General features: G+C 37.0%; 26 protein-coding genes and 2 pseudogenes. 18 read left to right on the top strand and 10 right to left on the bottom strand.

Going from position 1 to position 23,409, the window contains the following annotated elements:
• Positions 1-20: 20 nt before the first annotated feature.
• The 5 genes and pseudogenes from AA650_RS13615 to AA650_RS13600 form a co-directional block, all read left to right on the top strand.
• A pseudogene (locus tag AA650_RS13615) lies at positions 21-206 on the top strand (DUF2237 family protein); the annotation flags it as partial.
• A 732-nt stretch (positions 207-938) separates the two neighbouring features.
• Complete coding sequence (locus AA650_RS13610) at positions 939-1,211, top strand: hypothetical protein (RefSeq protein ID WP_053539424.1); 273 nt, start codon at positions 939-941, stop codon at positions 1,209-1,211.
• A 6-nt stretch (positions 1,212-1,217) separates the two neighbouring features.
• On the top strand, positions 1,218-1,757 hold the full coding sequence (locus tag AA650_RS13605; protein WP_053539423.1) for a hypothetical protein: 540 nt from the start codon (positions 1,218-1,220) through the stop codon (positions 1,755-1,757).
• 5 nt (positions 1,758-1,762) lie between these two features.
• Positions 1,763-1,933, top strand: coding sequence for a hypothetical protein (locus tag AA650_RS27935; protein ID WP_199924247.1), 171 nt, complete (start codon positions 1,763-1,765; stop codon positions 1,931-1,933).
• 31 nt (positions 1,934-1,964) lie between these two features.
• Positions 1,965-2,216, top strand: a complete 252-nt coding sequence (locus AA650_RS13600; RefSeq protein ID WP_053539422.1) for a hypothetical protein — start codon at positions 1,965-1,967, stop codon at positions 2,214-2,216.
• Between the two features lie 190 nt (positions 2,217-2,406).
• Here the strand turns inward: AA650_RS13600 and AA650_RS13595 are convergent, their stop codons facing one another.
• The 7 genes from AA650_RS13595 to AA650_RS13565 all read right to left on the bottom strand — a co-directional run bounded on the left by AA650_RS13595 (position 2,407) and on the right by AA650_RS13565 (position 9,881).
• Positions 2,407-3,459: a J domain-containing protein gene (locus tag AA650_RS13595; RefSeq protein ID WP_053539421.1), complete on the bottom strand. Its 1,053-nt coding sequence runs from the start codon at positions 3,457-3,459 to the stop codon at positions 2,407-2,409.
• Positions 3,460-3,630: 171 nt separating this feature from the next.
• Complete coding sequence (gene hpnK, locus AA650_RS13590; RefSeq protein WP_053539420.1) at positions 3,631-4,467, bottom strand: hopanoid biosynthesis-associated protein HpnK; 837 nt, start codon at positions 4,465-4,467, stop codon at positions 3,631-3,633.
• A 145-nt stretch (positions 4,468-4,612) separates the two neighbouring features.
• Complete coding sequence (hpnJ, locus tag AA650_RS13585) at positions 4,613-6,046, bottom strand: hopanoid biosynthesis associated radical SAM protein HpnJ (protein ID WP_039205337.1); 1,434 nt, start codon at positions 6,044-6,046, stop codon at positions 4,613-4,615.
• A gap of 230 nt (positions 6,047-6,276) precedes the next feature.
• Complete coding sequence (locus tag AA650_RS13580) at positions 6,277-7,107, bottom strand: squalene/phytoene synthase family protein (RefSeq protein WP_053539419.1); 831 nt, start codon at positions 7,105-7,107, stop codon at positions 6,277-6,279.
• Positions 7,108-7,606: 499 nt separating this feature from the next.
• On the bottom strand, positions 7,607-7,936 hold the full coding sequence (locus AA650_RS13575; RefSeq protein WP_053539418.1) for a hypothetical protein: 330 nt from the start codon (positions 7,934-7,936) through the stop codon (positions 7,607-7,609).
• Between the two features lie 38 nt (positions 7,937-7,974).
• Positions 7,975-8,625, bottom strand: a complete 651-nt coding sequence (locus tag AA650_RS13570) for a HEPN domain-containing protein (protein WP_039201260.1) — start codon at positions 8,623-8,625, stop codon at positions 7,975-7,977.
• A gap of 14 nt (positions 8,626-8,639) precedes the next feature.
• Positions 8,640-9,881 carry a DUF262 domain-containing protein gene (locus tag AA650_RS13565; RefSeq protein ID WP_039201261.1) on the bottom strand — a complete coding sequence of 414 codons (1,242 nt, stop codon included), beginning with the start codon at positions 9,879-9,881 and terminating at the stop codon, positions 8,640-8,642.
• Between the two features lie 97 nt (positions 9,882-9,978).
• On the opposite strand from AA650_RS13565, the gene AA650_RS13560 reads away from it, so the two are divergent.
• The 8 genes from AA650_RS13560 (at position 9,979) to AA650_RS13525 (ending at position 15,456) form a co-directional block, all read left to right on the top strand.
• The gene (locus tag AA650_RS13560; protein ID WP_053539417.1) at positions 9,979-11,439 is read left to right on the top strand and encodes an aminotransferase class I/II-fold pyridoxal phosphate-dependent enzyme; all 1,461 of its coding nucleotides are present in this window, start codon (positions 9,979-9,981) and stop codon (positions 11,437-11,439) included.
• A 115-nt stretch (positions 11,440-11,554) separates the two neighbouring features.
• Positions 11,555-11,890, top strand: a complete 336-nt coding sequence (locus AA650_RS13555) for a cation:proton antiporter subunit C (RefSeq protein ID WP_039201263.1) — start codon at positions 11,555-11,557, stop codon at positions 11,888-11,890.
• Positions 11,887-13,326, top strand: a complete 1,440-nt coding sequence (locus AA650_RS13550) for a cation:proton antiporter (protein WP_053539416.1) — start codon at positions 11,887-11,889, stop codon at positions 13,324-13,326. The genes AA650_RS13555 and AA650_RS13550 overlap by 4 nt, the downstream gene beginning before the upstream one ends.
• Positions 13,323-13,709 carry a Na+/H+ antiporter subunit E gene (locus AA650_RS13545; protein WP_039201717.1) on the top strand — a complete coding sequence of 129 codons (387 nt, stop codon included), beginning with the start codon at positions 13,323-13,325 and terminating at the stop codon, positions 13,707-13,709. The genes AA650_RS13550 and AA650_RS13545 overlap by 4 nt, the downstream gene beginning before the upstream one ends.
• Positions 13,706-13,963 (top strand): hypothetical protein, encoded by a 258-nt coding sequence (locus tag AA650_RS13540; protein WP_053539415.1) that lies wholly within the window; start codon positions 13,706-13,708, stop codon positions 13,961-13,963. Before AA650_RS13545 ends, AA650_RS13540 begins: the two co-directional genes overlap by 4 nt.
• Positions 13,960-14,238: a monovalent cation/H(+) antiporter subunit G gene (locus AA650_RS13535; RefSeq protein WP_039201719.1), complete on the top strand. Its 279-nt coding sequence runs from the start codon at positions 13,960-13,962 to the stop codon at positions 14,236-14,238. Before AA650_RS13540 ends, AA650_RS13535 begins: the two co-directional genes overlap by 4 nt.
• Entirely contained in the window at positions 14,231-14,797 is a 567-nt protein-coding gene (locus AA650_RS13530; RefSeq protein WP_053539414.1) for a DUF4040 domain-containing protein, read from the top strand. Before AA650_RS13535 ends, AA650_RS13530 begins: the two co-directional genes overlap by 8 nt.
• A complete protein-coding gene (locus AA650_RS13525; protein ID WP_053539413.1) occupies positions 14,794-15,456 on the top strand; it encodes a Na(+)/H(+) antiporter subunit B in 663 nt (220 codons plus the stop codon). Before AA650_RS13530 ends, AA650_RS13525 begins: the two co-directional genes overlap by 4 nt.
• Positions 15,457-15,772: 316 nt before the next feature.
• Here the strand turns inward: AA650_RS13525 and dusB are convergent, their stop codons facing one another.
• Complete coding sequence (gene dusB / locus AA650_RS13520) at positions 15,773-16,825, bottom strand: tRNA dihydrouridine synthase DusB (RefSeq protein WP_039201721.1); 1,053 nt, start codon at positions 16,823-16,825, stop codon at positions 15,773-15,775.
• A gap of 106 nt (positions 16,826-16,931) precedes the next feature.
• Between dusB and AA650_RS13515 the strand changes: the two are divergent.
• Positions 16,932-17,547, top strand: a pseudogene (locus tag AA650_RS13515) (hypothetical protein).
• A gap of 178 nt (positions 17,548-17,725) precedes the next feature.
• Here AA650_RS13515 and nth read toward each other — a convergent pair.
• A complete protein-coding gene (nth, locus tag AA650_RS13510) occupies positions 17,726-18,397 on the bottom strand; it encodes an endonuclease III (RefSeq protein WP_190384683.1) in 672 nt (223 codons plus the stop codon).
• Positions 18,398-19,005: 608 nt separating this feature from the next.
• The gene (gene rseP, locus AA650_RS13505) at positions 19,006-20,112 is read right to left on the bottom strand and encodes an RIP metalloprotease RseP (protein ID WP_053539411.1); all 1,107 of its coding nucleotides are present in this window, start codon (positions 20,110-20,112) and stop codon (positions 19,006-19,008) included.
• 397 nt (positions 20,113-20,509) lie between these two features.
• Here rseP and AA650_RS13500 point away from each other — a divergent pair, with 397 nt between their 5' ends.
• From AA650_RS13500 to AA650_RS13490, 4 genes are all read left to right on the top strand, one after another.
• Positions 20,510-21,130 carry a Uma2 family endonuclease gene (locus tag AA650_RS13500; protein WP_053539410.1) on the top strand — a complete coding sequence of 207 codons (621 nt, stop codon included), beginning with the start codon at positions 20,510-20,512 and terminating at the stop codon, positions 21,128-21,130.
• Entirely contained in the window at positions 21,131-22,021 is an 891-nt protein-coding gene (locus AA650_RS13495) for an ABC transporter permease (protein ID WP_053539409.1), read from the top strand. It abuts the gene before it with no gap.
• Positions 22,022-22,216: 195 nt separating this feature from the next.
• Complete coding sequence (locus tag AA650_RS27930) at positions 22,217-22,381, top strand: hypothetical protein (RefSeq protein ID WP_168465168.1); 165 nt, start codon at positions 22,217-22,219, stop codon at positions 22,379-22,381.
• Positions 22,382-22,453: 72 nt separating this feature from the next.
• Positions 22,454-23,353, top strand: coding sequence for an ROK family protein (locus AA650_RS13490; RefSeq protein WP_053539408.1), 900 nt, complete (start codon positions 22,454-22,456; stop codon positions 23,351-23,353).
• The last annotated feature ends 56 nt before the right edge of the window (positions 23,354-23,409 follow it).

Raw genomic sequence — 23,409 nt, 5'->3', positions numbered from 1 at the left:
CGCAAAGTGTTGTATATCATTTTAGTTTTCCCGGTTTAAAACCCGGTGATTGTTGGTGTTTATGCGCTGCAAGATGGCAAGAAGCTTTAGAAGATGGTGTTGCACCGACCGTAGTTTTAGAAGCTACTCATGCTAGGGCTTTAGAGGCTTGTAATTTAGCAGATTTGCAAAAACATCGGGTAATTCGTAATGAGGAAAATGGTTAATAATTATTAGTAAATATAGCATTTGTAGGGTGTGTTAGGCAAAGCCGTAAGGCACACTAAACTTGATTAATGGTGTTGTACTCATTTGTAGATTTAAAAATTATTAACCTAGAAAGAATACCCACATCAAATAATGTTAAAATTGCTGATGCCAGGGCTATTTCACAGTCCGTTCGCTCATTTTTAACCCGCAAGATTTAATTAAGCCCTACAGGGCTTGTAATCCAGGCAATTCAATTGATTCAGGCATTTTCATCTCATATAGAGCTTTTGCCATTTTATGATTGATGCTATCCCTGTGCCTTAAATAATCACCTCTGGAAGCCTTCTGTGATGGTCATAAATTTTACCTATAATTAACGAATTACTTGAAAATCACCTGTTTCCTTTTGCATTAAGGCTTTAATTCCTCTTGTCTCTTCAAAATCAGCGAACGGACAGATTTCATTCTAGATTTAAGCAACGAATTTAGGTATTTCCAGCCATCGTGAGATAGAATCCCACCAAGCCCAAAATGGCGCATTCTCGTAAATACACAAAATGTCAGATTTTAGAATGAAATAGCCCTGATCGCTTAGGTTATCTAACTTTCTTGCTTATCTCCTCTATTTTTCGGTATTCCCCACCCGCTCTCTACGCCCACTCAAGTGCATACCGCTATAAGGTATTGTTAAGTAAGTTGTCAGTTGACAACCTACTTTTTACAGACTAAGATTATAGGTGTCTAGAATAATGGCAAATAAACAACATCCTAATAAAGAAATACAAGCTGCATTGGATTATGCGGTTACGAAAGGCTGGTCTGTAGAAGTAGGAGGTTCTCACGCTTGGGGTAAAATTTATTGCCCTTACAATGATTCTGAATGCAGATGTGGACAATTTTGTATCAATAGTATTTGGAGTACACCCAGAAATCCTACTAATCACGCAAAACTAATTCGGAAAGTAGTTGATAAGTGTATTCGTTTAGAGGAAAAACAACCGACTACTTCTAATGAAGGATAATGCAAAATGCAAGAATATGAATTCACTCTAAAATTCAAACTTCCCAACCCTGTTACTGATCCTGATATGTACATTGAAGTCCTTTATGAATCAGGCTGTGATGATGCAATTATTGGTATTGGTATGAAAGGTTTTATTGGACTTGATTTTATTCGTGAGGCATCATCTGCGTGTGAGGCGATATCCAGTGCAATAAAAGATGTAAGAAAAGCCATTCCACAAGCAGAACTTATAGAAGCTTCACCTGATTTTGTTGGTATAACGGATGTTGCAAAACTTATAGGATGTTCGAGACAAAATATCCAAAAATTACTATCAAAAAGTAATTCAAACCTTCCTTTAACTGTTTACGAAGGATCGCAATTGGTCTGGCATCTTTTTGAAATTCTTACTTGGTTGATTGAGTCTAAGGATTATAATATTGATCAATCTCTGTTAGAAATTGCTAAAACCACGAGGAATTTAAATTTTATCAAAGAGTCCAAAAAGTTAGATCATGAGATGCAAAAACAATTCCAAGAACTCGTTTTTTCTAACAATATGTAATATCTATGAAAATACTGACACCCGATGGAAAAACCGTGATTTCTGGTTCACTTGACAAGACTATCAAAATCTGGAATTTAGCAATAGGAAGAAAAAAGTTAACTCTACTATCAAAATCTGGGATTTGGGAACAGGAACAGAAAAGTTCACCCTTAAAGGTCATAGTAACTCGGTAAATGCGATCACCATTACCCTCGATGGCAAAAGATGCAAGGTGATGGTTTATCTGATGTTGCGATGGATATATTGCGGGTTTTAACTGCTGAAGAAACTCAACCGATGTCAACGGTAGCTATTAGTCAAATTATCAAAGCTGATGTTTTTGATGTGGCGGAAATTATGGAAACTTGGTTAGAATTTCTGCAAGAAATACACACAAATAAGGAAACTAAATATCAATTATATCATCACAGTTTTCGGTTATATCTTCATGATTACAGCACTTTGCGTAACATTTAAATACAGGAATTAGAGTAATAATTTGAAAAATCAAGATGAAACCTGTCTTGTAAAGGGGGGAAACAATAAAAATCCAGTTCCCTCCCCTTTACAAGGGGAGGGTTAGGGTGGGGTAAAAAATATTTGATACATCAACTATAACTTTTCAAACACCCTCTTAATAATTATTAGCAAATCTTGAAATAATTTGCTAATTAAAATCCATCATCCCCCCAAATTCTTCCATCATTCTTTCCAGTAGTTCTTCCATCATATCTTCCTGTACAGAACGGAGACTTTCTGGACCTGCGAGAAATTCTTTAATAGTGATCTTTTTATCTTTAAAGTCTTGAACAAAATCACGAATTTCCGCAACTATCTTAGTTTGAGATTGGATAGTTTCCAGCATTAATTCAATACAATCAATCCCTTGTTTAGCTGCTTTTTTGTAATCCGCAACCATTGATCCTTCCGGGGTATTTTTTGCTAACCGAAGTTCTTGTTTCAATTTCTCATATTGATTTTTGAGAATTTGATTGTGTTGTTCTATATTTTTACATCTGCGACTTAAATCATCTTCGCTATTATTATCAATTGTTTCTCCGACTTCATATTTACGTTCAATTTCCAAAAGTCGCGCTAAATCTCCATCTTGGTAAGCTTTATTAATTTCTTTCATTATTTCCGTGTGAGTCATTTGGGTTTCATTATCTTTAACCTTATCAGGGTGAAAGATTTCCGCTAACCGCAAAAAGGTCTGTCGGATTTTTCTAGATTCATCTGTTCTCGCTACTGTGGGAGATTCTGAATCTTGTTCTGCTTCCCAAAATTGACGACGACGTTGATGATTTTCTTGAGAATCATTATCTTCAAATAGTTCATCTAATTCTTCATCATCATCATCTTCTTCTTCAATAGGTTTATAACTAATAATTCCTCCCATTTGTAAACTTCTGTACAATGATTGGATATTTTTCTGGGTTTGTTTACCCATTTTTTTCGTAGTTAAAATTTCTGCAAATAAAGCATTAATTTCTGCATCTAATTCGGCCATTGTTTGCATATTTGGACTAACTCGATGAAATACCTCTGTCGCTAAAGAACGCATTTTTTCGACAAAGTTATTTAATTCTGTCCGCTTTTTCTTAATTTGCTTTAATAGAGATTGGTGTTCTTTCTCTAAACCCTGTAACTGGAGATGTAAGTCAGAAAGCGCGAGAGGAGTGACTGTAGTTGAGGATACTGTTTTTGTTTTGCGTGCCATAATAGTAGATGCAAGTAAAATCAGGGTATTTATCTGTGTTTATCCGCGTTTATCTGCGTTTAATTATTCTCGAAGATTCTACACAAATTCAATAAAAGTTAGAATGGACAACAACAGACGCTGCTAAACAACATTATATTTTATATATTAATATTTATACAAAATTGTTAATTAAATTAACTGATTATAATTACTTAATTTAAAATCTTTCACAGTCAATAATTGACGCACTTCCTGACTCAATAAAGCCGCTAATTCTACTTCACCACCGTTATTTGTCTCAGTATTTACTAAAGCCGGATGAGAATAAATTTCTACCAATTCAGATTCTATTTGTGGTATCAAACCTAGTAAATATTTTTCACTCATGTCACCAGTTTGTAACAATCCATAAACTCTATCAGCAAATTTAATATTATTAGCTTTTAATAAACCCTCTCCATAACGGCGTAATTGTCCAAAAACAATAGACCAAACTATTTTAGTGAGTAAATTACGGTTATCAATTTTGAGGTTTTTGCTTAATTCTTCTGAAGGTAGACGAATAAATTTAATCTGAAATTCTGCGGCAAATTCTGTTAAAATATTCAAAATAACAGGATGTACATGAAGGTGTAAATGTCCATCAACATGAGCCAGATTTAAACCAGAATCCCGAAATTTTTCTAATTGAGCAGATATTTCTAATCGCAATTCTGCACGGGTAGCTTGATTGAATTGATAACTTAATCCTGCTTGGGTGGGATTACTGGAAAAGTTACCTTGAGAGTCTACTAAATGGGGAATTTGCGAAGGTGGTAAAACTGATTTACCACAAACTAAAACTAGATGTAACCCAACTGCTAACTGAGGATGATCTTTTGCCAGTGCGATCGCCTCTTGTGCAGCATCACCACTTACCATTAAACTAGTGCTAGTTAAAACGCCTTCCTCATGGGCTTGAATAATCGCTGCATTCACACCCTGGGAAAACCCGAAATCATCAGCATTAATAATTAAATAAGACATTGGTATATAGATAATTAGGATTAAAAATGTCAGAATCAGGATAACCAGGATTAAAGGATTAACAGGATTAATTAAAAAATTCTCAGAAGATAATTAAATCAAATCCTCAACATCCTAAAATCTTGTAAATCCTGATTCTGACGATTTACCTAGCTAAAGCTTGAGTCCGACGGTCATTCAAATAACCAAAGAACTCTTTACCTTCTCGCAAACGACGCACTAACATTTGTCTATCAGCCAGCATTTCCCGCACAATCGGAATAATTGCTTTCGGACGGAAGTAAAACTTGCGATACATTTTTTCAACCGAATCTTCAATTTCCGCACTAGAAAGACTTGGATATTGCAAAGTTGAAGTTTGAATACCGGAAGTTGCGACTAAAGACTCATTCGCAAACCAACCTTTTTCTCTGGCTTGTTCATACAACTCTGTACCAGGATAAGGTGCAGCAATAGAAACTTGAATTGTATGGGGACTTAATTCACAAGCAAAGCGAATTGTTTCTTCTACAGTTTCCTTAGTTTCTATTGGCAACCCGATAATAAAAGTCCCATGGACAGTAATACCAAGTTTGTGGCAATTCTTCATGAATTCTCGCGCCACTTCTAGCTTAATACCTTTTTTGATATTATTGAGAACTTCTTGATTACCAGATTCAAAACCTACTAATAACAATCTTAAACCGTTATCTCGTAAAGTTTTGAGAGTATCATAATCTAAGTTTGCACGGGCATTGCAACTCCAAGTTAAATTGAGTCGCTTCATATGTTTGCTAATTGCGATCGCTCGATGTTTATCAATGGTAAAAGTATCATCATCAAACATATACTCCCGCACCTTATCTCCAAAGAGAACCTTAGCCTCTTCCATTTCTCTGCCTACGGCATCGGGGCTTTTATGACGGTATAAATGTCCACCAATAGTTTGTGGCCACAAGCAAAAAGTACATTTTGCTGGACAACCCCGCCCAGTATAAAAAGAAATGTAAGGATGTTGCAAATAGCCAATAAAATACTTGCTAATATCCAAATCACGAGCATAAACAGGCAACACACTGGGCATAGCATCCCAATCATGAATCAAAGGACGTTCCTCAGTTTGGTGGATATTTCCCAACTTATCCCGGTAACTCAAACCCTTGATTTCATCCCAAGGTTTTCCTTCTGCTAATTCCTTACAGGTATAATCAAACTCATTGCGACAAACAAAATCAATTACTGGATTTTCTCGCAAAGTTGCCTCTGGTAAAACCGCAACGTGCGCCCCCACAAAGCCAATTTGTACATTGGGGTTTTGAGCTTTGATTGTTTCTGCACACTTAACATCATTAGCCAACGATGGTGTACTGGTGTGCATAATTACCAATTCATAATCCTTGGCAATTTTCAACACATCATCCACAGTTTGCCCATGAGGAGGTGCATCAACTAACCTACTGCCAGGAACTAAAGCCGCTGGTTGTGCTAACCAAGTGGGATACCAAAAAGAAGTAATTTCTCGTTTTGCTTGATACCGCGCCCCCGCACCACCATCAAAACCATCAAAAGAAGGTGGACTCAAAAATAAAGTAGTTTTCATGAATATTTTTCTTGTCAGTTGTTAGTTGTTAGTTGTTAGTTGTTAGTTGTCAACTTAAGCCAACCAGGGAATGAATTCCCTGTCTAAAAGCTAAACTCGGTTAAAACCGACTACTTTGACATAAATAGGACAGTTTTTGATTTTGAGTTAACCAGAGTGCGTTTTAACGCACTTTAGCTTTTAGACCGGAACTTAAGTTCCGGGCGGATTTGTTCCCCATACCCTATTTCCTAACTAGCTTTAGCGTTCACACCCATGAGGTTTTCAATCAGGGAAACAACATCACTACGGCTGAGTTTTTCCTTACCACTAGCCAAAGCATCTAGAGTACCATGAGCTAAAGCCAGAGGAATTTGGCAAAATTGCAAAGCCGGTCCATTTGGCAAAGAGTTCGTATAGGCATCTGCTAGGATGAGATTGCGACGGGCATATTTTTGGAGATTATCATTATCCCAACCTGCTGGGTAAAAATTGACTCCACGAGTTAAATCCTCACCATTGTTTCGCAGAATATTTACTGCTTGCAAACCCCTACCAAATCCTATGGCTTGAGTGCGGTTGCTTTGAGTTCCATCATACCAATTCCATAAATCTGAGAGTAACAAGCCCACAGCACCAGCCACCCCAAAAGTATAACGGTCTAAATCCGCCTCTGTTTCTATTTGCCAATTTCTATCTGCCCAATAAGCCATTCTATCAGCCATTGCGGCTGTTGCATCCCAAATTCGCGGGGCAATGCTTTCAGGTGCTAATATTGACCATTCTCTAATGCGTAAACTGACTTCTTGTAAAGAATTTTCGTAACCTTTAAATCCTACAGAGAAAGCATCAAGGGGAAAACCATCTATTCCCGCTTGCAATGTTAGACTAATATTCTGCAACAGGCGTTTTTTAGTCCCATTATCCAAATTTGGATCATCTTCAATTTGGTCAATGGCACGCATACACAAGTATGCTGATGCCACTGCTTCTTGTAATCCTGATGGTAAAATACTAATTGGGATATAAAAAGTTCTACTAGTGTCTTTAAGGATTTGCAACGCATCTCCACGTAAATCCATTTTGTTCACTCCTGTCTTGATTTTCACACCACACCTAATTTCCGACTTTTCGATAATACTAGATTTAGTCTTTATTAAACCTTAAAAACCATAAACACTCTAGTATTCAATCTAGAAACACATAGTTAATCGTGTCATATTTAACACAATTTTCGAGCTTATCAGAAAAATGCCCAAAACCCTTAAAGGTGCGCCCCACTCAAGAGGACACACCTGTGCTACTTCTACGCCGTGCAGGCTATCAAATAAGGGACGTAGCCTAAAGCCAGGATTTATTTTGCACTGAGATTCTGTGTATATTGTATAATGAATGGTTATCGAAAACAAACAAAGTTTATTAACAAGATTAAATCAGTGCTAGTTCTAGAATACAAGGTTGGGCAATGCGTTGACTCATAAATCACGGTATAAATTCCGTACAAGAAACCAGAATTCAGCCATGCTGTTAAAGCACGGTTGGGATGAATGCTGGTCAGTTCAGGGGACAAGAAAAAAACCTTTAACTTTTTTCCTTGAATCCTTGTTCTTGATCATTGTCAAATAATTCTAATAAACCAAATATCCCCACAAAAAATGTATAAGCTGCATATTTGATTGATGCCTGATTGCGAGCAGGTGCATAATAAGCAGCAATTAAGGCTTCGAGAAAATGAGCCAACAGCACAATATGAGTGATAATTAAAGCTGGAGTTAAGATACTCAGTAGTTGACTGTTAGTGATTGATGTTTGGATATTCCATAATTCTAAGCCTACTGCACTGGTTGTGAGTGTGATGGATATAATTTTGAAGATGGGGAATAGTTTTTGTTTAATATCTTTTAAGTTCATGTTGTTTGATTTTTTTTTAGCCAAGAGTATTTTACATTTTATTGCATTAAATTATTCATTAATTCATCTATTCTTAAAAGTCCCTCAGTAATTTGTTGAACCCTATTTAATTCAGTTGCAGGATCTAGCATTTGACTAGTCATGTACGATGTAGCTGAAGAATGTGCAACAAGACCTCGTTTTTCTCCAAATGTATTCATGGTATTAAGCCAAGCAGTATTAGTATTTAAGTCATTACTATTTATTCCTATGGGTAATAGTAATGCTAAAATATTTTTTTCTTTTACTCCATGATTATTATCAATAACCTTCTTAAAGCTCTTGATAGCTGAATTTATTTTTTCAGTTATTTTCAATCGCTTGTCGTGATTATCTTGACTTACATTGTTGGGTTTGTTAAGTGTATCTGGTGGTTTATCCATAGTTAAATCAGAGAAACCAAGTAAACATATCAGAGTGCGAGAGGTTTTACCTGTACTATCCCAAGCTCCTTTAGCATCTAAAGCTATTTTCCAAGCTCTTTCTTCAAGATAATACTCAATTTCAGCATGAGCAAGAACTCTGTATGCAGCAGTTCTAGATAACTGACTCTCGGAATATGAACCTGTCGGGCTAATTTCAGGAATAAATTCGTCTTTTAGCCTGTTTAGCTGCGTTCTTAAAGTAATAAATTTATCAGATTCTGGCATATCTTATTAAGAACCTACCTCAAACCATTGAAAATAATCCGATTCCCATCTAGTTCAGGTAAATTAAAGTTTACTTCTAAAACTTTTTGTAGACTTTCACCCCACAACCTCAGACGATTGTAAATTTCAGGAATATTTTGTGTTCTGCGTTCAACAGCTTCTCTAAAATCACTGTTTGATGAACATAATTCCTGAAAAGCAACTTTAACTTTTTCTTGATGATCTTCAGCAGATTTCCTGATTATTTCATCTGAAAAGTAAAAAACCATCACATCTAAAATTGCTCGATTGAATTGGCTTTGATATTTATTATTTCTGCTCGACCATAAACGAGAGAAGTTTTTCTCTTCAAATATATTAATAGTTGTTTGTACTGCTTCTTCAAATTGATTAACTACATTTGTAATATCATTACATCTCTGATTATTAAGCCTTTCACAAGTCATGTCAAGAAATTCCTTAAGATTTCCCCGATAATCAGATAAAAAATAATGAAATCCTATATAACGTAATAGTAATTCAACATCACGCATCCGAGAATCAGGATTTGATGATTTAAATATCTTTCTCAGAGCCTTACTTTCAACTGATTGATCATCTAACCAATTGATAAAATCACCTGGATGTAATGCTTGTCTTAGCTCTTGAGGAGATAATGGAGTGCCTCCTATATTCAGCCGCAGAAAAATTTTATATAGTAAGTTTTCGTTAGGCCAATTCCTAATTAATACTGTACGAATAGTTTGGTTATCGAGAGCATTAAGTTCAGAACTCAAAAAGACATCATTTTTAAAATCTTCATATTTTTTGCCTATTAAATCACGTCTAAATTCTAGATTTCTTAAAGCAAAGGCATTGTTATTATTCGATATATTTTCATCACTTCCACCATAAAATTGCAGAATAGTTAACAATCGTTGTTTACCATCAAGAACAATAAATTTACCTTTTTCCTGACGATTAGCAGCTAATACTATTTGTGGAACTGGAAATCCAAGTACAAGTGATTCGATAAACCTACTTTTACGAGTGATATCCCAAGCGTCTCGTCTTTGAAATCTTGGATTTAGCTCTATATTACCCCGATCAAGTTGATTAAAGATTGTCTCTGTTGTCCAGTCACTACCAGAAACAACAATTTCTGGAATTTGCTTTAATTCAGGAATTAATCCACTCAGCGGCTCAAATTCAATTTCTTGATCTTCCTCTTCTTCAAATAAGATTACTTCTTCGTTAGGCATAGTTTTAGTCTGCATAAAGATTTGAATTTAAATATAATATATCATATTATTTCTTTAGATTCTAGATTTTATCAATTTTTACTTTAAGCTTTCAACGCTTCTTTCCCCCCAAATGCCAAATCAAAACCAAACCCCCCTCATAGATGCCTTAAAAGCCTGTACAAGCCGTTCTCATGCCCCATTTTACACCCCAGGACATAAACGCGGTGCGGGAATTTCGCCAATCTTAACCGATTTAATTGGTAAAGATATCTTTCGGGCTGACTTAACGGAATTAGCAGAGTTAGATAATTTATTCAAACCAGAAAGCGTAATTCTTGCAGCACAAGAACTAGCAGCGGAGGCTTTTGGGGCAGAGAAAACGTGGTTTTTAGTTAATGGTTCTACCTGCGGAATTGAAGCCGCAATTCTTGCTACTTGTAGAATGGGAGATAAAATTATTCTGCCTAGAAATATCCATTCTTCTGTTATTTCTGGATTGATTCTTTCGGGGGCAATTCCTATTTTTATAAATCCTGAATATGATGAAGATTTAGATATTGCATACAGCATTACACCAGAATCATTAAAAGCAGCATTAATACAACATCCAGATACCAAAGCAGTGCTGATAGTTTATCCTACTTATCATGGTGTTTGTGGAGATTTGCCAGCATTTATACACCTTACTCATCAATATAATATTCCCTTGATTGTGGACGAAGCACACGGCGCACATTTTCATTTTCACCCAGAATTACCCACGTCAGCTTTAAGCGCAGGTGCAGATTTAACTGTCCAATCAATTCATAAAACATTGGGAGCAATGACACAGGCATCAATGTTACATATTCAAGGTAAAAGAATTGATATTGATAGGGTTAATAAAGCCTTACAATTAGTGCAATCTACAAGTCCTAGTTTTATCCTTTTAGCTTCTCTCGATGCTGCACGTCAGCAAATGGCAATACATGGAAAAAAGCTCATGTCTCAAACTTTGGAATTAGGGAAAGCAGCCAGAACTCAAATTAATCAAATTCCTGGTTTATCTACTCCCCTTTCTCAAAAAGAAAAATCACCGGGATTTATAGATTTAGATAAAACTAGATTAACAGTTAATGTTAGTAAATTAGGATTTACTGGCTTTGCAGCCGAAGAAATTTTAGATGAGAAATTTAATGTAACTCCAGAATTTTCATCTTGGCAAAATATCACATTTATTATTAGCTTAGGAAATACAGAAACAGATATTCAAAATTTAATTAGATCTCTAAGTAATCTTACTCATGTTAATCCATTAAAAATTCAAAATTTATTGTGTAAACCCAAAAAAGATAACACAAGTAATATTATAGCTATTTCTCCCCGTGAGGCTTTTTTTGCTAATAGTGAAATCTTGCCTTTCGAGAAAGCTCAAAATCGGATTTGCGCGGAAATTATTTGCCCTTATCCTCCAGGAATTCCTGTATTAATGCCTGGAGAACTCATTACAGAATCAGCTTTAGAACATTTGCAAGAAATTCAAAAAATGGGTGGTTTTATCACTGGTTGTGCAGATGAAAGTTTGCAAACTTTAAAAGTTGTGAAAACATAAATCATTGAGTATAACTATCATAATCATAAGAATATTCTAGTGTTGAAATTATTCTAGCACTAAGATTTCGTGCTTATATAGAGTTAGCACTTTATATAAAAATTAAATAATTCCCGTGTTAGAAGCGTGCGTACTGATAACAATACTGTGTGGTTTTTTTGGCATCATCTTCAAAAAAAACTTGGTAATGAAAATTGTCTCAATGGATGTGATGAGTACGGGTGTGATTGCCTTTTATGTACTAATTGCATCACGAGAAGGATTATTTACTCCCATTATTTCCGAGGTAAAAAATATTGCTTATGCTGATCCTGTTCCCCAAGCAGTCATATTAACAGCGATAGTCATCGGTTTCTCGATACAGGCTTTGATGCTAGTTGGTGTGATGAAATTAGCACGGGATAATCCCACATTGGAAAGTAACGAGATTGAGAAAAATAATACACCATGAATACCATTACACTGGCTTGGATTGCTACCCCATTTTTTCTAGGGTTCATCATTTTTCTAGTCCCCAAACTTAACCGACATTTGACAATGTGGGGGACTATTGCTTCTGCTGCTTATGGGTTGCAGCTATTTATCGAACCATCACCCATCACCCTGAATTTACTGGATAGTTTCGGGATCACCTTAATAGCTGACCAGTTAAGCGGTTACTTTATTTTCACAAATGCCCTGGTAACGGCTGCTGTTGCCCTCTACTGCTGGCGCAGTGATAAAACGGCTTTTTTCTATGCCCAGATGATTATTGTGCATGGTAGCCTGAATGCTGCCTTTGTCTGTGCAGATTTCATTAGTTTATATGTGGCTTTAGAAGTAAGCGGTATTGCGGCTTTCTTATTGATTGCTTATTCTCGTAGCGATCGCTCAATTTGGGTAGGTTTACGGTATCTTTTTGTTAGTAATACTGCAATGTTGTTTTATCTGGTTGGTGCAGTGCTGGTTTATCAGACGCATCATTCCTTTAGTTTTACCAGTTTAAAGGGATCACCACCAGAAGCACTAGCATTAATTTTTCTGGGATTATTAATCAAAGCGGGGATTTTTGTCTCCGGGTTATGGCTACCTTTAACTCATTCTGAATCAGAAACACCAGTTTCCGCATTGATGTCAGGAATTGTCGTTAAAGCCAGTGTTTTACCTTTATTACGTTGTGCATTCGTTTCCGAAGAAATTGATACCATAGTCAGAATTTTTGCTGTGGGAACAGCTTTAATGGGTGTCTCCTATGCTGTCTTTGAAAAAGATACTAAGCGAATGTTGGCGTTTCACACAATTTCCCAATTAGGCTTTATTCTTGCTGCACCGGCTGTAGGTGGATTTTATGCCCTCACCCATGGATTAGTCAAGTCATCTTTATTTTTGATTGCGGGTTCTTTACCCAGTCGCAATTTTAAAGAACTGCAAAATAAACCCATTCATACTAATATTTGGATAGCCTTAGCGATCGCTAGTTTATCAATTTCTGGTTTACCTTTGTTGTCAGGTTTTGAGGCAAAAGTATTAACGACAAAAAATTTAGAATCTTGGCAATTTATACTGATGAATATTGCCGCAGTTGGTACAGCCATATCTTTTGCTAAATTTATTTTTCTCCCCCATGCAAAAGCAGAAGAAGAAGAACAGAAAACAAAATCCGGTTTTTGGATATCAGTAATCTTTTTAATTACTGGATTATTTGTGGCAAATATTGTCTATCTTCCAGCTTATGAAATCACCAATATCACAAAAGCACTTTTAACTATTGCTGCGGGCTGGTTAGGATATCATTTCATTTTCAAGAAATTATCCATATCTCTACCTCGTGTATTTGAAGAATTTGAGCATTTAGTTGGTGTCATGAGTTTAACTTTAATCCTATTATTTTGGATGGCTTTCCCATGATTGGACATCTCATATTAAGACTAACAATTTGGTTATTACTCACTGCTAATGTGAGTTTAACAAATATTATCATCGGTGTAATTATTGCCTTAATTTTACCACGTGGTAAGTCATCACCAGAAAAATTAAAATCTTGGGTAAAGGTAATAATTAAGATCCTTATTGCGATTCCGGTAGCTTTTATGGAGGCATTTGAAATTATCTTCCGTCCCCATAACCAAGAAGAAATTATCATGGAGAAAGTCAAACTAAACAGATCACCTTTATTGATTTTCCTCGATATATTTCTGATTACCTTTACCCCCAAAACCATAGTTTTGAAGTACCACGAAGAAGGATGGTATGAAGTTCACCAAATTAAACCCAGGAAAAAACAAGCATGAACCTAGAAATAGTCTTAATAGCAATGATTTTGGCTTTACTTATTCCCATTTATGAAGCTTGGAAAAGTGATGATACCTGGCAGAAAATGTTAGCTTTTGGTAGCATTTCCAGTAAAGTAGCCATCATGATTCTTGTAATTTCCGTTTTGCGAGATGATTGGATGATTGGTGTAGTTGCAGCGATTATTTTGACAGTAGGAAATGCCGGCTTAATGTTATTAGCACATATCCTCAGAAGATTAGGTGAAGTATGATTAACCTTCTTAGTTATACCTGCATAAGTATTGGCATAGTTTTTTGGTTTTGGGGAACTTCTCATTTAGTCAGCAACAGATCAGTATTATTCAAATTACATGGACTTTCTGTTGCGGATACTTTAGGTTCAATGATGATTATTGTCGGACTACTACTGAAAATACCCAGTGAATGGCCATTACTTATTCTTGGCATTATTTCCTTAGCAATTTGGAATACTATGCTGGGTTATGTATTAGCATACTGTTCAACAGAAGAGGAAAAACATGAATGATACTTATCTCTATTTAATCATTGCTTTATTACCCTTAACTGCGGGGATGTTAGTAACTCAAACTAATCCCTATCATGCCTTAGTAATTCGTGGGGTACTCGGTGCAGTTGCAGCAATGGTAGATGCAGTTTTAGGTGCAGCAGATGTGGCTTTAACAGAAGCATTAATGGGAACAATGCTATCAATTACTCTCTATGCGATCGCAGTTCGTTCATCCTTAGTATTACGTCTTGGTGTCATGGAAAATCAGTCAATAGAAAAAAATCAAGATGGCAATTTTCAACAACTTATGAGCGACTTTCGCCGCATTTTCAAGAAACATTATCTGCGTCTAGAACTCGTACCTTACACTACTAAAGAAAATTTACAACAGGCGTTAATAGAAAAAGAAATTCATGCTACCTGTGCGCCATTAGAAAAGTTTGTGGAAGCAGAAGAAACATACCAAACTGTGATTAGAGTGCAACGCATTTATAACATCATGAAAAGCGAACTTTCATCACCAAAGACAGGTTTAAGATATTTCAATGTTTTAGATTCAGGGGAGCAAAATTTATGAAATTAGTTTACATTTTAGCCGGAATAGCTTTATTTGTAAAAATGCTGATCATGCCTAATTCCGAACTAAATTTACCAGATATTTCCATTGTGGAAACAGTGGTTAAAGAAAGTGGTGTTCCCAATGCAGTATCAGGGATTATTTTCAGAAATCGGCTATATGATACAATCTTTGAAGTTATTGTTTTTACTATAGCCATTCTCGGAGCTAATTTTTTATTAGCTAATGAAAAACCATCTTGCAGCATCTATCAATTTAAAGATCAACCATCAATAATATTAGCTCGTCTAGGGGCGACAATTGCGGCATTAGTGGGCATTGAATTAGCAATTAGGGGGCATTTGAGTCCGGGGGGTGGTTTTGCGGCTGGAGTCGCTGGAGGGACAGCAATCGGACTGATAGCAATTACCTCATCATACCAATGGATGCAGGACATTTACCAACGTTGGCACGCGGCTATGTGGGAAAAGATTTCGGTGTTAGTCTTTATTGTTTTATCAGTGATAACTTTGTCGGGATTTGAGTTACCACACGGTGAGTTAGGAATGCTTTTTAGTGGCGGAATTTTGCCAATATTAAATATCTTAGTTGCTGTTAAAGTGGCATTAGGTTCTTGGGCTGTGATTTTGATTTTTATTCGTTATCGGGGTTTGTTATAAAAAGTGGGAGTTTAAAGAATTAGCGATCGCACTTAAGTAGGTGAACACAATAAAACCAAACTGTGTAAAGAAATGTAAAATCGCCTAAACCCTCTTCACTCTTGCCTTTTGCTTTGCCATAACGACAATTTTCAACGCCAACCTACTTAGGGACTTCCAAGAAATAAATTATCCTGATTAACGAACCACAGAGGCGCAGAGGACACAGAGGAATAAGGGTTTGAGAGATTTTTGCGTTAGGTGGTTGAGTATTTTTTTATTTGGAAGTCCCTTAGCTTGTGTTAACCTATCGCTTAACCTAATCTAGAAATCAATGCTAAAGTGCAATAATAGCTGGTACTTCTTCTTCAACTTCATAACCATTTGCTAATCTTTCTATCGCACCATCAATTAAATCTAAACCTTGTTGGACAGTTTCCATTAAACTTAACTTACCCCGTAAATCAGCCGCACCCATAAAGCCTTTTGCATACCAAGTCATGTGTTTACGAGCTTGACGGACTCCCCTATCTCCCTTGTATTCCCACAAAGCAAAAAGATGTTCTCTGGCACATTCTAAGCGTTGAATTGGGTTAGGTGGTGTTAATAATTCTCCAGTTTTTAAGAAATGATCAACCTCACCAACTAAAAAGGGATAACCTAAAGTTCCACGAGAACACATTACTCCATCTGCACCAGTTTGTTCTAAACATTTTACCGCAGCTTCCACAGAAAAAATATCCCCATTCCCAATTACAGGAATTGATAAAATATCCTTGACTTTAGCTATCCATTCCCACCGCGCATTACCATTATAACCTTGAGCGCGAGTGCGTCCATGCACAGTAATCATTTTTGCTCCCGCGTCTTCCATTCTTTTCGCAAAATCAAGAATAGTAATTTCCTGATCATTCCAACCAATGCGAGTTTTTACAGTTACAGGCACATCTACCGCTTTGACAACTTCCCGTACAATTGCTTCCGCAATTTCTGGTTGACGTAATAAAGAAGAACCGCCACCATTTTTAGTAATCTTATTCACAGGACATCCCATATTAATATCAACAGTATCTGCTCCTTCAGCAACTGCTTTTATGGCTGCTTCTGCTAAAAAATCGGGACGACAATCAAATAATTGAATACTAATTGGACGTTCGTTAGGATCTACTTCCATAATTATTGGTAATTGCTTAACATAATGTAAGCCTGTAGCATTTACCATTTCTGTATATAGCATAGATTCTGGGGCATAACGACGCACCAAACGCCGAAACACCAAGTCAGTCACCCCGGACAAAGGAGACTGTAAAACACGGCTTTTAACCTCAAATGAGCCGATTTTTAGGGGTGTGGAAAGTCTAGCTTGGAGTTCAGGTGAAAGGGAAATCATGGTGATAAATAAATATAATGGTTAATTGGGGAATCGAAGACTAACCAAGGGTAGTTAATTGCAGTGTGGGTTTTTAAACCAGTAAATCCTAATGGACATAAATAAGATGACTATAAAAAATACTGAACATAAAGACCGTCTTCTTGTCTCTTACCTCTTGTGTGGGGCTGGTTTTTTGGGAATAGGTGGTTTACATCGCTTATATAATGGTAAAACGGCTAAGTAGGTGAACACAATAAAACCAAACTGTGTAAAGAAATGTAAAATCGCCTAAACCCTCTTCACTCTTGCCTCTTGCCTTTTGCCTTGCCATAACGACAATTTTCAACGCCAACCTACTTACTGGTTTATTATGGTTCTTTACCTGTGGGTTCTTTTACTTGGGACAAATCTATGATTTATTAATCATACCTAATATGGTGGACGAATATGAGCAGAAATTGCTACTAAAAGCAGGTTTATCACCTTTAGGCGTATCCATGAATGAACGGATATTTATTTCCCAAGTTCACAAACCGGCGGAGAAACCAATGATTGTTAAACTAATAGAAGCCGCAGAAGCTAAGGGTGGTAGTTTAACTGTAACTCAAGGTGTTAAGGCTACAGGAATGAGTTTTGCAGAAGTCGAAGCTACACTCCAAGAAATGCTGAAATCAAATCATATCAGAATTGGTAATGACCCCATTTCTGGAGTCGTAACTTATTATTTTGATGAATTGTAATAATCAAAAATAGCATCTTTATTAATTACCTCAGTCACACTAAAAATCTGTTGTAGGGTGCGTCAGATATCAATAATCTGTTTCTTGGCAGGATTTATGCAAGTCTGACGCACCCTACCAATGTGCCAGTTGCGTAAGTCCTGTAGGATTGCAATGACTCATTTAGATTATGAATGAGTTACTTTGTTTTTTGTGACTTTGCTTCAGATAAATTCATATCACACAAGTCAATCAACTTACAAATATCACAACTAGGAGAACGGGCTTTACAGACAGCCCGACCATGATAAATTAATCTAATTGACCAATTCTCCCAATCTGGTTGGGGTAATAACTTCATTAAATCCTTTTCAATTCCCACAGGTTCAGTATTTTTTGTCAATCCCAAACGCTGACTTAAGCGCTTTACGTGAGTATCTACAGTTACTCCAGCATTAATACCATAAGCATGGGCTAAAACCACATTTGCAGTTTTCCGGGCTACTCCTGGAAGCTTTAATAAGTCTTCCATTTTGTTGGGAACAACAGAGTTAAAATCCTGAACAATCATTCGACAAGCGCCTTGAATATTCTTGGCTTTATTACGATAAAAACCTGTCGAACGTACCAATTCTTCTAACTCTGTTAAATCTGCATTTGCTAGACTTTCCGCGTCAGGAAATTTGCCAAATAATCCTGGCGTTACTTTGTTTACCCTTTCATCTGTACATTGAGCGGAAAGAATAGTTGCTACTAATAATTGTACAGGGGTGGCATAATCTAGGGAGCAAGTTGCGTCTGGATAAAGATGCTGGATACGGGAAAGAATTTCTAAAGCCCGTTGTTTTTCGGTTAATGATTTGCGAGTCACATCAGCAATTTTAAATTTAGAATTATTATTTTGGTGTAGTGTAGGGGTTTAGCAATGCTCATTGGTGTCAACTTAAGTTAGAAATGGCTTATCTGTTTGCTGCCACACCCGCCCTGAAATGAATTTCAGGGCTAATAGCCAAAGTTTACTAAAGTAAACTGAGGATTTAGACAATTCTTAGTCATCTTGAGATGACTTTTGCTATTAGACTGGGAATTCATTCCCAGGCGGGCTATGGGTTTTACTTAAGTTAGAAATGGCTTATCTGTTTGCTGCCACACCCGCCCTGAAATTCATTTCAGGGCTAATAGCCAAAGTTTACTAAAGTAAACTGAGGATTTAGACAATTCTTAGTCATCTTGAGATGACTTTTGCTATTAGACTGGGAATTCATTCCCAGGTGGGCTATGGGTTTTACGTTAAGTTGACACATATCAGCTTTTGCTTTAAGTAGGTGAACAGAAAAATTTAAAGGTATATAACGGTATGTAAAGTTGTCTCAATGCGAGATTCTGATTGGGTTTCAGCCATTTTACAAAACGCAATACCCCTCATTTTTATTTTGTTTACCTACTTACCCCTACAATTCCTATTGAGAATAGCTGGAGTTACAATTTTTGAAACAATTGTTGTACCCATTCTAGCTGGGATGTTAATTGGGTTGTTTCTTTGACAATTAGGAAAATACCTAATCCTAAAAGTAACACTAAGCCAGTTTGCATCACACCTTCTTGAATTTTGTTAGGTAAAGGCTTACCAAATAATCCTTCAATGAGTAAAAATGCTAATTGTCCACCATCTAAAGCGGGAAGAGGCAAAATATTAATAATTGCCAAGTTAATACTAATAATTGCCGCAAAAGAAAATAAATTGGTACTATCACTAGCTGCTAATTGTGCGCCAATTTGGACGATTTTCACGGGACCAGAAACTTGTCCCACCGTTTGCCCAAAATTAGTAATTAACTGCCCAAAACCTTGAAATGTTCCTACAACTAACTGTTGGAAGCGATTAGCAGCAACTTTGATAATCTCGACAATATCTTGAGGACGACGATAAATTGCTTTACCATTTGGACCCAATTCAATTCCTACCACACCTTTACCATCAGCACCTTGTTTGGGTGTTAGTTTCAGGTTGGTTTGTTGGGTTTCGTGTTGAATTTTCAGGTCAATTTCTTGATTAGGGTGGGTTTGGATTTCCTTGGTTAATAATGTGGTTGCATCTTTACCTAGTGGAATTTCTTGACCATTCACAGCTATAATAATGTCTCCTTCCCGAATCCCTGCTTGATAAGCGACGGATTGTTCGTTTACAGGTTTGACAAGTACACCTGCTTGATACTGAAATTCTTGGGGTATACCAACGATTCCCAGTTGTAAAGCCAACATTAAATACGCAAAGATTAAATTGGCGATTACACCAGCACTAATGACTATAGCACGGTCTAAAACTGGGCGGTTACGCAGCAAGTTCGGGTCATTGGGGGGAATTTCGCTATCTGGATCATCATCGGGAAAGCCGACAAAGCCACCCAAAGGGAAGGCACGGATAGTGTATTCTGTTTCTGATCCTTGGTACTTTAAAAGAATCGGACCAAAACCCAAGGAGAAGCGGTTAGCATAAATGCCTTGAGAACGGGCGGCTATGAAATGTCCCAACTCATGTACTAAGATCAAAATAGCCAAGACTGCGATCGCTGCTAAAACTGACATAGAGCAAATTAATCAAAATATTCGGATATATATTCTTATTGTAGTTTGGGAATGGGCAGACAGAACCCATTTCCTGTATTAGTTTTGTCTCAGTTGGGCTATCCTTGCCCAGATAATGCAGTTACGTTACTTTTTTGATATAATCATGGGCTGCAAATATGATATGGTGTGATCCACTTGAATGGAGTATAAAAATTAGGTCAAAAGCCATATATCACGGTACTCTTATGGTTAAACATAGCTAACTCACTCTACAATTTTATAGGCGGGTAAGTAGGTGAACACAATAAAACCAATCTGTGTAAAGAAAAGTAAAATCGCCCAAACCCTCTTCACTCTTGCCTCTTGCCTGTTGCCTTGCCATAACGACGATTTTCAATGCTAACCTACTTAAATTATGATTCAAGCTTTACCTCAAACTAAATTAGTCAGCTTTGAAGAGTTTACAGAGTGGTATCCAAATACAGGAGTCCGCTATGAATTACATGATGGAGTAATTGTAGAAATGACACCACCCGTAGGAGATCATGAAGAAATTGTTGGATTTTTAGCTACACAAATTACATTAGAGTTTAGTCGGCTAAAACTTCCTTATTTCATCCCCAAAACAGCTTTAATCAAATCAGCAAACAGCAAATCAGCATACTTACCAGACATAATACTGTTAAATCGGTCTAATCTTGTCAATGAACCTTTGTGGAAAAAACAGTCTACTATTAGTGAATCTGCGTCTGTTCCTCTTGTAGTGGAAATTGTCAGTACAAATTGGCGTGATGATTACCACAAAAAACTGGCTGATTATGAACAAATGGGGATTGTTGAATATTGGATTGTTGATTATGCTGCTTTAGGTGGTAGAGCATTTATTGGCAATCCCAAACAACCAACTATTTCTATTTATCACCTAATAGATGAAGAATATCAAGTTAGTCAGTTTAGAGATAATGACCTGATAATATCACCAAGTTGGCCAGAGTTAAATTTAACTGCTAATCAAATTTTTAAAGCCGGTGTTTAGATGACAATCACAAAAAAGCAATTACCCAATTTCTGGAAATTTCCCAAAAATCCTAGCCTCTCCCAGCGATTAATGCAGATTGGGTTGGGTATGACTCTATTTTTCATCTTTTTAGCCTTTTTTGCTCCTGTTTTTCAAGGTTGGGGGTGGTTGCAAAACCCGAAGGAATTTCTTGCTAACCCTATTCATGAAGCACCTTCGGCTAAACATTGGTTTGGCACAAGTCGTTTAGGTTATGATGTCTTTTCTCGCAGTGTGTTTGGTGTGCAAGCGGCATTGCAAGTTGTGACTTTAGCAACATCTTTGAGTATGATTATTGGTGTGCCGTTGGGAATGGTTAGCGGTTATTTGGGAGGAAAATTAGATAAAGCTCTACTGTTCTTTATGGATAGTATTTATACATTGCCAGGATTACTACTGTCGGTAACATTGGCTTTTGTCGTGGGGAGAGGTATCTTAAATGCAGCGATCGCCATTAGTATAGCCTACATTCCCCAATATTATCGCGTCGTTCGTAACCACACCGTTAGCGTCAAAACTGAAGTGTACATCGAAGCTGCACAAGCAATGGGGGCTTCTACCTGGGTTGTCTTATCTCGGTATCTATTTTTCAATGTTATTCAAAGCGTCCCCGTCCTCTTTACCCTCAACGCCGCAGATGCCATATTAGTCTTAGGCGGTTTAGGATTTTTAGGTTTAGGATTACCCGAAGAAGTACCGGAATGGGGATATGATTTAAAACAAGCTCTAGAAGCACTACCTACAGGCATTTGGTGGACTACCTTATTTCCTGGTTTAGCAATGACAACTTTAGTTGTAGGGTTATCACTACTTGGTGAGGGGTTAAATGAATTTGTCAATCCTCGTCTGAGAAGAGAAAATAGGCAATAGTCATTGGTCATTGGTCATTGGTCATTGGCAAAAAATAACTAAGGAACGCAAATTTAATAACCTGCAATTCTGATGTAACCTGGAATGGTGCGTTACGCTGTCGCTAACACACCCTACTTTTGCACCTTATTTAATTCACATTCCTAATGACAACTAACAACTAACAACTAACAACTGACAACCTGAGAGAGTTTTGTGAACGATAATATTACTTTAATTGCGGCTGCTACAGGTGGATTCATGATTTCTGTAGCTTTATCTGGTATTTTAAAAGGCGCACCCATCACAGATTGGCAACAAGCACACAAAACTTCATACCCAATTGCAAATGTGCAAGTTATGAAAAAGGGTAATGGGTAATTGGTAATGGGTAATTGGGAAAAATAACAACTGACCGCTGACAACCAACAACTGACAACTGACTAATGACTAATGACAAAACAAGTAATTGGAATTGACTTAGGGGGGACTGCGATTAAGTTGGGACGATTTACAGCAGATGGTAATTGTTTACAATCTTTATCTGTGGATACTCCCCAACCGGCAACACCAGAGGCTGTATTATCTACAATAGTAGATGCGATCGCCGAAATTGACCCCAATAATGAAAGTATCGCCATTGGTTTGGGTACTCCGGGTCCTGCTGATGCTACGGGACGCATTGCCAAAGTTGCCATTAATCTCGTAGGATGGCATGATGTCCCCTTAGCAGATTGGTTAGAAGCCAAAACGGGTAAACCAACAATTTTGGCAAATGACGCTAACTGTGCAGGTTTAGGAGAAGCTTGGTTAGGTGCAGGTCGAAATTTCCCCAATTTGATTTTACTAACTTTGGGAACTGGCGTTGGTGGGGCAATTATTCTTGATGGTAAATTGTTTGTCGGACATCAAGGTGCAGCAGCAGAATTAGGTTTAATTACCTTAAATCCTGATGGACCGATGTGTAATAGTGGCAATCAAGGTTCATTAGAACAACATACTTCCATATCTGCTATCCGTCGCCGCACAGGCAAAGAACCAGCAGAATTAGGCGCACTTGCCCAAACCGGAAATCCAGAAGCCTTGACTTTTTGGCAAGAATATGGTAAAGACTTAGGAATTGGATTAACGAGTTTATTATATGTGCTAACACCCCAAGCCATTATTATTGGTGGTGGTGTAAGTGCAAGTTTTGAGTTTTTCTTACCGTCATTAACAGCAGAAATCGAAAAACGAGTTTTACCAACTTCCCGCGCAGGTTTGCAAATTCTCCCCGCAGAATTAGGAAATACAGCGGGAATGGTAGGCGCTGCTAAATTAGCATTAACAATTAGACAAATATGCGTATCCTAAAACCTTTGTAGAGACGTTCCATGGAACGTCTCTACATTATTTCTCGGAGATGTCTA

Source organism: Anabaena sp. WA102 (genome assembly GCF_001277295.1).
GTDB lineage: Bacteria > Cyanobacteriota > Cyanobacteriia > Cyanobacteriales > Nostocaceae > Dolichospermum > Dolichospermum heterosporum.
The sequence above is the reverse complement of the archived record's forward strand: the minus strand, read 5'-3'. Positions and strand labels throughout refer to the sequence as shown.

Bases quoted from the DNA above. Each gene is read 5' to 3' on its own strand.
- AA650_RS13610 (WP_053539424.1), top strand. From the start codon at position 939: ATGGCAAATAAACAACATCCTAATAAAGAAATACAAGCTGCATTGGAT.
- AA650_RS13605 (WP_053539423.1), top strand. From the start codon at position 1,218: ATGCAAGAATATGAATTCACTCTAAAATTCAAACTTCCCAACCCTGTT.
- AA650_RS27935 (WP_199924247.1), top strand. From the start codon at position 1,763: ATGAAAATACTGACACCCGATGGAAAAACCGTGATTTCTGGTTCACTT.
- AA650_RS13600 (WP_053539422.1), top strand. From the start codon at position 1,965: ATGCAAGGTGATGGTTTATCTGATGTTGCGATGGATATATTGCGGGTT.
- AA650_RS13595 (WP_053539421.1), bottom strand. From the start codon at position 3,459: ATGGCACGCAAAACAAAAACAGTATCCTCAACTACAGTCACTCCTCTC.
- hpnK (WP_053539420.1), bottom strand. From the start codon at position 4,467: ATGTCTTATTTAATTATTAATGCTGATGATTTCGGGTTTTCCCAGGGT.
- hpnJ (WP_039205337.1), bottom strand. From the start codon at position 6,046: ATGAAAACTACTTTATTTTTGAGTCCACCTTCTTTTGATGGTTTTGAT.
- AA650_RS13580 (WP_053539419.1), bottom strand. From the start codon at position 7,107: ATGGATTTACGTGGAGATGCGTTGCAAATCCTTAAAGACACTAGTAGA.
- AA650_RS13575 (WP_053539418.1), bottom strand. From the start codon at position 7,936: ATGAACTTAAAAGATATTAAACAAAAACTATTCCCCATCTTCAAAATT.
- AA650_RS13570 (WP_039201260.1), bottom strand. From the start codon at position 8,625: ATGCCAGAATCTGATAAATTTATTACTTTAAGAACGCAGCTAAACAGG.
- AA650_RS13565 (WP_039201261.1), bottom strand. From the start codon at position 9,881: ATGCAGACTAAAACTATGCCTAACGAAGAAGTAATCTTATTTGAAGAA.
- AA650_RS13560 (WP_053539417.1), top strand. From the start codon at position 9,979: ATGCCAAATCAAAACCAAACCCCCCTCATAGATGCCTTAAAAGCCTGT.
- AA650_RS13550 (WP_053539416.1), top strand. From the start codon at position 11,887: ATGAATACCATTACACTGGCTTGGATTGCTACCCCATTTTTTCTAGGG.
- AA650_RS13545 (WP_039201717.1), top strand. From the start codon at position 13,323: ATGATTGGACATCTCATATTAAGACTAACAATTTGGTTATTACTCACT.
- AA650_RS13540 (WP_053539415.1), top strand. From the start codon at position 13,706: ATGAACCTAGAAATAGTCTTAATAGCAATGATTTTGGCTTTACTTATT.
- AA650_RS13535 (WP_039201719.1), top strand. From the start codon at position 13,960: ATGATTAACCTTCTTAGTTATACCTGCATAAGTATTGGCATAGTTTTT.
- AA650_RS13530 (WP_053539414.1), top strand. From the start codon at position 14,231: ATGAATGATACTTATCTCTATTTAATCATTGCTTTATTACCCTTAACT.
- AA650_RS13525 (WP_053539413.1), top strand. From the start codon at position 14,794: ATGAAATTAGTTTACATTTTAGCCGGAATAGCTTTATTTGTAAAAATG.
- dusB (WP_039201721.1), bottom strand. From the start codon at position 16,825: ATGATTTCCCTTTCACCTGAACTCCAAGCTAGACTTTCCACACCCCTA.
- rseP (WP_053539411.1), bottom strand. From the start codon at position 20,112: ATGTCAGTTTTAGCAGCGATCGCAGTCTTGGCTATTTTGATCTTAGTA.
- AA650_RS13500 (WP_053539410.1), top strand. From the start codon at position 20,510: ATGATTCAAGCTTTACCTCAAACTAAATTAGTCAGCTTTGAAGAGTTT.
- AA650_RS13495 (WP_053539409.1), top strand. From the start codon at position 21,131: ATGACAATCACAAAAAAGCAATTACCCAATTTCTGGAAATTTCCCAAA.
- AA650_RS13490 (WP_053539408.1), top strand. From the start codon at position 22,454: ATGACAAAACAAGTAATTGGAATTGACTTAGGGGGGACTGCGATTAAG.